The following is a 1323-nucleotide window of genomic DNA, read 5'->3' as shown; positions in this document are numbered from 1 at the left end:
TTTGTCAAGAGCGGGGGTAAAATCCCATATTGGAAACCTGGTGCATAAGCATCAGGTTTCTTTAATATAACTAAGTCGTTGATAGCAAAATTCTATTTCTAAAATTCTCAAAGTTACGGAAACCATAACCATTTCGTTTAATAACTTTAATCTTATTATTAATTCCTTCTGTAAAACCATTTGAATAAGGGCAGTCAAAAGCATTTAATATATATTTGCTCCAATTTCCGAGCATTGTTAATGTAGCTGAAAATTCTTTTAACCCGCTTACCTGTGCAGCAATAATAAATTTGTGAAGCTTAGGTTTGGCAGTATTGGAACTTTCAGAATCCATAAAATCATAAAATAATTCTTTTAAATAGTATGCCTGAGCAAGATCATATGATTGTTGTAGCATAACTTCAAGAGCAAGCCGGTTTTCATCTGAAAGAGAACTATAGTGTGATAAAAGAATACGCCGACTGCGTTTGAAGTATTTTCGCTTTGACGGGTGCATATCTTTTTGAACACGTTTTCTTACATTTTCAAGAGCCCAGGTAATATAGCGGACGACATGGAATTTATCAATAACAATTGTTGCATTAGGAAAATATGATAAACCAATGTCACGGTAAACCTTATTCATATCCATAATAAAGTATTTAACCTGTTTTTTGTTAGGAAAAGAGCTGAGATAAGCTGAAATCTGAGCCTGGGTTCTGGATGGAAGTATGTCCAAAACTTTGTGGTGTGTAGGGTCAGTAAGTATAGCCTGAAATTTTTCACCGCCTGCATTTCCTTTGAATTCATCAATAGATAAAACAGAAGGAAGAATAGATGGCTTTGGAAAAGATATATTCTTGATTCTGCGAAAAACAGAGGAAGCAGAAATACCAAGCTGTCTGGCAACAGAAGAAACATTTTGAACTTCACTTAACTGGTAGACTGCAAGAAAGGCAAGTCTTGTAGTAATACGACAGTGTTTAGGTAAAAGAGAAAACGGTTCATTAAAATGGTGCCGACAATTATTGCAATGGTAACGTCTTTTCCTATAATGTAAAAGTAAAGGTTTGCCTTGAATAGGAGCATCTTTAATAATAGAAGGACGGTAATCGTGGACTTTGTTAGTGACAGAGCCACAGAAAGGACAAGAAACGTCCCTACGTTCAAGATGAAAGTATAAATGAATATCAGAATTAAAAAATTCGATATTATCTACAATTAGGTCTTTAATTTCTAGAAGATTTGATATAAAATTAGTATTAGGCATAAGCATTCTCCTTTGTTGATTATTTTGTGGTGATTTAATTATAACTTATGGGATTGTTTATGCCTATCTTTTTT

Annotated in this window: 1 protein-coding gene; it reads right to left on the bottom strand. The window is 33.6% G+C overall.

Going from position 1 to position 1323, the window contains the following annotated elements; all coding sequences use genetic code 11:
• Positions 1 to 70: 70 nt before the first annotated feature.
• The gene (locus KQI85_RS16285; RefSeq protein WP_216577071.1) at positions 71 to 1249 is read right to left on the bottom strand and encodes an ISL3 family transposase; all 1179 of its coding nucleotides are present in this window, start codon (positions 1247 to 1249) and stop codon (positions 71 to 73) included.
• Positions 1250 to 1323: the final 74 nt, after the last annotated feature.

Source organism: Falcatimonas sp. MSJ-15 (genome assembly GCF_018918265.1).
In the GTDB taxonomy this organism is placed as follows: Bacteria; Bacillota; Clostridia; order Lachnospirales; family Lachnospiraceae; genus Falcatimonas.
This window is presented reverse-complemented; position numbering and strand designations above follow the sequence as displayed.

What these genes read in the sequence shown, in the direction of transcription:
- KQI85_RS16285 (WP_216577071.1), bottom strand. Translation starts at nt 1,249, where the DNA reads ATGCCTAATACTAATTTTATATCAAATCTTCTAGAAATTAAAGACCTA.